This window comes from Sulfurovum sp. bin170 (genome assembly GCF_010892395.1).
Classification (GTDB): Bacteria; Campylobacterota; Campylobacteria; order Campylobacterales; family Sulfurovaceae; genus UBA1140.
The window spans coordinates 1-6,111 of sequence record NZ_JAACKB010000453.1; the positions used below are offsets into that span (position 1 = coordinate 1).

Genomic DNA, 6,111 nt, shown 5'->3' on the forward strand with positions numbered 1-6,111 from the left:
CATAGTAGGAGAGTCATTATACTTTAACCCCTCGATAGTATTATCAAAAAGATTAGTATGCGTTACCGTTGCAACCTCTGTAATGCTATCAGGTACATTATAATTATGGTTTTGTGCTGTAATCTCAACTGTACCATTCTCCTCATTTTTAACAGGATGATTACCGCCATGATGACCAAACTTAAGCTTATATGTATCATATCCATGAGCAATAGATAGCAATTGATGCCCCAAACAGATACCAAAAAGAGGAATCTTCTTAGCAATTAGTCTCTTTATCTTCTCCTGTTCCTCTTTCAAAATAAGTGGGTCACCTGGTCCATTTGAGAGGAAAACCCCATCTATCTCTTTTGCATAAAATCTCTCTATAATAGTTGAAGCATTAATGCTATTTGGAACAACCTCTACCTCCATACCTGCATGGGTTAGCTCATTTAGTATATTTCTTTTGATTCCAAAATCAAGAGCTATGATTTTTTTGGTAGTTTTTGGCTCTTCATATCTGAATATATCAGTACTATATCGAGCCTCTTTATGAATATAAGACTCTTTTGTGCTAACCTCATCTATATAGTTAACCTCTTCTATTCTAGGAGAGTCTGATAAGAGTTTTTTTAGCTCATCAGCATTATGAATCTCTGTAGAAGCTATCATCATCATAGCACCCTCAACTCTTAGCATCTTTGTCAAAAATCGAGTATCTATCTCTGTAATACCCAAAATATTATACTTTTTCAAAAGAGCATCAAGAGGCTCTTCACATCTAAAATTAGACGGTCGTGCCTGATATGAACGAACTATAATACCTTTACAGTAAGCCCCCCTACTCTCAAAATCTTGTGCATTACAACCCACATTACCAATCTCTGGCATAGTAAATGTCACAAACTGCCCTGCATAGCTTGGGTCTGTGACTATCTCTTGATAGCCTGTAAGAGAGGTATTAAATACAATCTCTCCCACATTTGTACCATCTGCACCAAAGCTTTTTGCCTCTAAATATATACCATTTTCAAAATACAATGAAATTTTTTTCATTAAATCATCCCTCTTCTTCTCAACTCATCTTCATAAAGTCTCTCATATATCAAATCATACTCTAAAGAACCAGGGATATACTCTTTTTTCATCTCTTTAATCTTATCATAAACAATATCATCCATAGCAGAGTAGGCATCAGAAAAGGCTCGAAAAGCTTTAAATATCACATTTCTCACCTGATTGTCATTCACCTCATACTCCAAAAGATAGTTCTCATACAACTCATCCAAAATACTATGTGCCACCTCGTTGTAACGGTCATCATAGTTCATAAGCACACCATACTGGGGAGCCAAGCGTTTTTTAATCATAAAAAAAAGCTCTCTCTCTTTTACTCGTTGAATCTCTATCTCATCCTCATTTTCCAAAAGTAACTCTTCAACTTTAGCATCAAGTTTTTTCTCCATATCCAAATTTGCATCAATAACCTCTTTACAAGCTTTTACAACAACCTCTTTGCCTTTTGGCATCCTTGTAAAACCCGAATTGGCTAAATCAATACCTATTTTTGAGGCTACATACCCTGTCTGATTCGATTTTAGTCTCATGATTTTCCTTTCTATCTTTTTTTGGAACCGATGGCTTTAGCCTCGCCCACTGTTTTAGGGTAGACACATGGGTCTACCCCTACGCACGAATAATCGTATCTTCTCTATCTGGACTTGTAGAGATAATTCCCATTTTTGTACCTATCATCTCTTCCAAAGCTTGAATATAGCTTTTTGCTGTATCAGGAAGTTCGTCAAACTCTCTACAACCCTCTGTCTTATCCCACCCTGCAAAGGATTTATAAACAGGCACAGCATCATCTAAATCATAAGGAACATAATTAATCTCTTTTCCATCAATCTCATACGCCACACAGACTTTTACCTCATCAAATCCATCAAGTACATCAAGCTTCATCAATGCTACTTGATCAACACCATTGACTCTAACAGCATGTCTCATAGCCACAGCATCAAACCAACCACAACGCCGTGGTCGTCCTGTTGTTGTTCCAAACTCACGACCATTTTTACGCAATCTCTCACCATTATCACCAAAATCTTCACTAGGAAAAGGGCCATTACCCACACGAGTACAGTAAGCTTTTGCAATACCTGTAATTTTGCCCAAATCTTTAGGATTAATCCCAAGACCAGAACAAGCTCCAGCACTAACTGTTGTTGATGAAGTGACAAAAGGATAAGTCCCGTGGTCAATATCTAGCATGGTTCCCTGAGCCCCCTCTAATAGTATCTTTTTACCCTCATCCAAAATCTTCCACATGAGTTGAGTCGTATCAGTAATATGTGGAATCAAAACCTTAGCATAACCATCAAGTTCAGCTATTAACTCCTCTTTTTTAGGAATATCAATCTCCATAACATCAAAAATAGCAGAATTTTGTTCAAAAAACTCAATAATTTTTGTAGCCAACTTTTCAGTATCATGCAGTTCGCCCATTCTATGACCAACTCTAGCAATCTTATCACCATACGCTGGACCAATACCTTTCCCTGTTGTACCAATAGCTTTTTCGCCCTTTGAACGCTCTTTTGCTTGGTCAACAAGTGCATGATATGGCAGAAGCATATGTGCTTTATCAGAGATAAAAAGTCGCCCATCTAGGTTGTCAAACTGCACCATCTCTTTGATAAAATCAACAGGAGATAGAACCACCCCATTACCCACAATATTTTTTGCTTTTGGGTTCAAAACACCTGATGGAATCAGATGCAACGCATATTTTTTATCACCAACAACAATAGTGTGTCCAGCATTGTGTCCACCTGCAAAACGACAGACAAAATCATGAGTCTGTGCCATATGGTCAACAATCTTACCTTTTCCTTCATCTCCCCACTGTAGTCCTACTATTAAATCTGCTCTACTCATTCTATTCCAACTCCTTATATATTTCTCATTTTTTGGTTTATACACTCATCAGTATAGAGAGCAAAACCTGATGCATCAACATCTTCGATGCTATAGTCACCACCACGAACCAACAGCTCATTATCTTGAAACATTCTAAATGTCAATGAACCATAATAACGCATTTTTGCATAATACAATGGAGCAACAATTACAGGCTCATAATCTATCTTCTCTATACTCTCTTTTATCAAAAGTAATTCCGCTTGAATATCCTCTGGAATCCCATTCAAATCATCCAAATCAACAGGACGATGAATTCTCACTAGTTTAGAAATCCAAGGAGTATCAAGTTTCAGAATAGACTCAATATTTGTATCATGCAACAGCTCCAAATCAACACCATACTTCTGACTCAAAAGTATAGGAATACGCATATTTGAAATCTGTAATAGAGCTTCGAGCTCCAGTTTTTTAACTAATTTTGAAGCGATATTAACCACCTCATCAAAAGAGCCATCTATAATCTCCGCACCCACCTGATACTGCTCTTTGGTAGGATAGGAGACAGCAGGTTGTATATAAAACCACTTTTTAGAATCAGCAGTCCGTCCAATCCGCTTGGTCACAATCCGAACAACATCAGCCGTACTATCTGCTCTTAATGTCACTGTGTGGTTATGCTCATCATGCAGGTGCAGAAGTGGCTTCTCATCCTCAAAAGAGATATGTTGATGATAAGAGAACAGTGGTGTCACTATCTCCTCATACCCCTCACTATATAGAGTATCAGCACATATCGCCTCTATCTCTCGCTTTATCTTAGCCGACTGTCCAAAGTACAGTTTGCTTTTGCTTGGTATCTCATGTTCAAATATCACTGTTTGGTCTCACTAAATTATATTTTTGCAAAATTCGTGCGATTATATCTAAAATGTGATTAGGGGGTGGTGAGAATATTTCAGATACGATGACTATTTAAACTCAAAACAACAAAAAAACATTTAATTTTTTTAGCTTTAAAATAAAGCATTATATTCTAACTTAAACTGTTTTAGATATATAAATCTTTCATATATTGGACTGAAAACTAAACAAAAACTAAAGGAAAATCCTATATTATTTAAAAGGTATACTCCGATAAAAAGGGAAAAGATGAGAGAACAATTTATACTAGATTTACAAAAGATATATGATGAACTTCAAAATAGACAACAAGAGCTAAATAGCTACTACAGACTCTTGGATGGTGAACATGCTAAAGCAGAGATTTTAGTTAATAGCTTTTTATCACAACTTTCACTTCCTATAAATAGCGATACGACCATGGCCGCTCTAACACGCCTTATCAATCTGCGTGAAGATGCCCTAGAGCAGGTACTTCAAAAAGAGGGTTTGAGTGAAGATGAGATAATTGCAAAAAAAGAGAAAGCGTATCTCTTTGTCAAAGAGATGCACCTGCTTAGACATGAGTATCTAATAGCATGGATAAAATCTGAAAATCTATTGACACCTTTTTACAGAACTCTAATAGAGGGTGTGCATAATATTGGTGAATCTATGAGCAGATGGCAGTCAGCTTGGACGGCACATATTATCTCTGGAATTAATCGTGATTTGTTAAAAGAGTATGATGGTGATGAGAAAGCTATATTTAAAATGCTTCAAGATGACGGATTGTTGGATTTAAACCCAAATGGAGCTGTTGGAGATAGATGTTACTCTGTTTTGGTAAAAGATGAGATAGGTCACTATAGAAGTACCGCATACTGTGATGCTTTTCCCAATGAAGTCTCTGCACTAGTCTCTGTGATAGAGGATTCTATCGAAGATTTAAGTATAGAGAGCGATGAGGTCTTTGGACAAAAAGATGAGTGGATACGATATTTTGTAGCTATTAAAAAAGCTCTATCTATAAAAGAGCCTAAAAAGCTTATTGGTCACTGGGCAAATGTCGATAGAGCTTGGATGAAGATTACAACCCCTATACAAGTGGGTCATCCATTGGAGTATTATGAAGACCACTTTAGGAAAGCTGTTGCGTTGGAGTGGGATTTGAGGATAGTCAATCCACAACTACAAAGTGGCTCTGTGACACGAGAGAGTATCAAGAGTTTTTCTGCAAAGTTAGCTGATGAGATAGATGGTGACATTATCTCTACTATGGAAAAGAATACGATGCAAATAGATGAGACACAACTCTATATAGGTCAACCTATGCTCTACTATGCAGCAGAGTTCAATGGTCTGTTTTCGGCTCAGGTGGTACCCAATGATGAACAGGTTTCAGCAGAACTTGGCAAGAAGATATTTGCTTATAGTGATTTTGTGATGGAGAGTCAAAAGGCAAAACCTATTATGCAACTCTCTGTTGAGACTATGGGTTTGAATTTTGTAAAAAAACGGCGAGAACTTATAGAGACCAATCCTAAGCTGTGGCAAGAGATATATGATATATCAACTATCGGTCATGAGTTTGGACACATTTTGTGGATAGATGGTGATACAGAGATGGTGATGAACTCTAGTGGACAGTTCAAAAATATAGAGGAGTTCAAAGCTACTACTGGTGGGCTTATGGCATTTTTTGAGAGTGAAAAAGATGAACTAAAAAAACATATAGTAGATGATTTGGTATCTCGTGCTGTTGGGTTGATGGCTTGGCGTGAAGTTGGTGAGGTGTTACCATACTACTGTGAAGGGCTTATCCATCTGGATATTCTATTTAGCTCAGGTATTATCTCTTATGACGAGCAGATTATAATAGATTATGATAAGTATGATAAGATGAGAGATGCTTATCAAAAAACTTACAGATTTTTAGCACAAAACTATATTGATAAGATGGATGCCAATTTTTATCTATCGAAATATACCAAAAAAGTAGATGGGGTATATCTTCCTATAAAAGAGGAGATTTTGGATTTTGTTGAGTTCTATTATGGAAGATACAGAGAGATAGGTCAGCAAGTTTATAGTAAGTAGTATCTAGTATAATTTTGAAAAAATTTAAGACTTCGTGCAAAACTAGGAAACGAAAACTTTAGTTTCGTCTCTTTCGGGGCTAAAGCCTCCGATTCCAAAAATGCAGATTGCATATAAGGAACCGATAGCTTTAGCCCAATGCCAATGAATTAAGAATATTGTTATTGATTTATTAGGACAAGGCAGTGCCATTGTCCCTACAATATTTCAATTTCAAAACAGTAG

At 36.7% G+C, this 6,111-nt stretch carries 5 protein-coding genes; 1 reads left to right on the forward strand and 4 read right to left on the reverse strand.

Annotated features, from left to right (window positions below; genetic code table 11):
* From carA to GSY74_RS10625, 4 genes are all read right to left on the reverse strand, one after another.
* A partial coding sequence (carA, locus tag GSY74_RS10610; RefSeq protein ID WP_164665107.1) for a glutamine-hydrolyzing carbamoyl-phosphate synthase small subunit occupies nt 1-1,038 on the reverse strand: 1,038 nt, incomplete at its 3' end.
* Nucleotides 1,038-1,589 (reverse strand): DUF507 family protein, encoded by a 552-nt coding sequence (locus GSY74_RS10615; protein WP_164665109.1) that lies wholly within the window; start codon nt 1,587-1,589, stop codon nt 1,038-1,040. The genes GSY74_RS10615 and carA, both read right to left, overlap by 1 nt.
* Before the next feature lie 79 nt (nt 1,590-1,668).
* The gene (locus tag GSY74_RS10620) at nt 1,669-2,922 is read right to left on the reverse strand and encodes an adenylosuccinate synthase (RefSeq protein ID WP_164665111.1); all 1,254 of its coding nucleotides are present in this window, start codon (nt 2,920-2,922) and stop codon (nt 1,669-1,671) included.
* A gap of 14 nt (nt 2,923-2,936) precedes the next feature.
* A complete protein-coding gene (locus GSY74_RS10625) occupies nt 2,937-3,782 on the reverse strand; it encodes an ATP phosphoribosyltransferase regulatory subunit (protein ID WP_164665113.1) in 846 nt (281 codons plus the stop codon).
* A 274-nt stretch (nt 3,783-4,056) separates the two neighbouring features.
* Between GSY74_RS10625 and ciaB the strand changes: the two genes are divergently transcribed.
* Nucleotides 4,057-5,886: an invasion protein CiaB gene (gene ciaB / locus GSY74_RS10630; protein WP_164665115.1), complete on the forward strand. Its 1,830-nt coding sequence runs from the start codon at nt 4,057-4,059 to the stop codon at nt 5,884-5,886.
* Nucleotides 5,887-6,111: the final 225 nt, after the last annotated feature.